1 protein-coding gene is annotated in these 1,731 nt (G+C 47.0%); it reads right to left on the reverse strand.

The window, feature by feature from the left end; translation table 11 throughout:
• Positions 1 to 1,731: hypothetical protein (locus KDK16_RS01180; protein WP_257274307.1), on the reverse strand; the 1,731-nt coding region annotated here is incomplete at both ends.

Consider the following 1,731-nt stretch of genomic DNA (forward strand, 5'->3'; position numbering starts at 1 on the left):
TGCGGCCGTTTTCAAAGGCAATATCGTCAAGAACGTAGTTGGCGATGACCGCAGCCGCGTAAACTTTCATACCTGCAACAGATTCTTTCATGCCCGTCGTGCAAGTGGCTGTCACAGGAGTAAAGGCACTGTGCATAAATTCCTTAGTACCTCTGTCGGACAGCATCCGGACAACCTTTTGGAACTCAGGCACCTTGACGCCGTGTTTATAACCAAGAAAGTGTTCAAATTCAGCCATTGTCTGATATTCGTCGACACCTCTGATGGCCTCCATATAGTTCTCTAATTCAACCTTACTGATCAGACTTTCACTCAGCAGAGCTATAATCCTGTTGCCACTGACAGAATGGGCAGCAAAGTATTCCGAGAAGCTTTTCAGATCCCTTGGTTCATGCTCGATGAAGTGAATAGCGGCTTCGCCCATGCTGTGGATTTCATCGTCATAGTGTTGTGGCCCGGTTTTAATGTGACTTCTTGCCCTGTCCGCCAGCTTTTGGGCTTCTCCCAGCGGATTCAGAGACTGATCTTCTGTGGGCCTGATCGTGAATGTCGTCTTCAGATTTTTGAAGATTTCCACAGTCCGTCTGGCCCGGTCAAACGTCATATGATCTCCCACCAATGCCTGCAAGCGAATCGGTGCAAATTCATCATCTAAGTCAAAAGTCTGAAGATTGGGTATTGACTTACTGCTTAGTTCAGCTGATTTCGCCAGACCCATTGCGGCTTCCAGAGCCTGTTTCCTGAATGAATGTTCGCCCATGTAGGTGTGTATTTCGGTCAGTATTTTTGCTTGTCCCGGCGTGTACTGGAAGGAAACACCCTCATTTTCGATAGCCTCTTCTGCCGATTCCAAAACTCCCTTTAAGATCACTATTCGCGCTTTTCTGATTTCTATTTCTCTGTTCAGACTGTCCTGTTCCTCGGTCAGTTGCTGAATCATGCCGCCAGTACCATCGAGCCCTCCCAGTTGCACCTGTTTATTTCTCAGGGCATCAACACGCTCAGCCAAGCGGGCAGTGGGCTCTGGCTTGAGACCCACGTCATCCTCAATAACTCTGAGAGACGCTCCATGAACCTCCAGATTTGCCTGAGCTTCTGATACTACTGCCTTTCTCCATTCCAGAATCAAGGCCTGCGCATCTCTTTCGTCTTTAAGTTTGGTTTTAGTTTCCGGATCGATGTTTCTGGAATGGTCAATCGCCCGATTTTTAGTGTCCAGTTCCTCTTGTGCCTGCTTTTCACCGTCCTGTGCATAGGCCAATTCCATTTTTCTAAAATCGTGCTCATGGAGGAACTCCGTGATTTGAGTGTACTGTCTCCTGGTTTCAGGCAATTTGCCCAGGTAATCGACTTCATCGGCCTTATCCCGACCGTAAGAGGCTGCATAGTCTACTATGGCATTGATGTAATCTTCTTCAGACAGATTATCAGGGTCATTATCAAAGGGGATTTTCAGATTTCTAATAGTAGCTATCAGTTTCTGAACGATCTCGACTCGTCTTCCTGAACCGTCTTCGCTTTTCTGAATAAAACGTTCAATGCCGTCTAATTGGTCTTTTGGGGTTTGATTATCACCCTGAGTCAGGCTTGACCCGGTCTGAGTGTGTTTCATTGCCTGATTGAGAACCGTGATGTCTTTATCTGTGTCAGGGTGGACGTCGGTAGAATGTGTGAATGCCACTTCTTTACGATGAATAGCATCCAGTTTGCGATTGAAGGCCAGCTTGGTAT

The sequence above is a fragment of the Endozoicomonas sp. SESOKO4 genome, assembly GCF_024606275.1.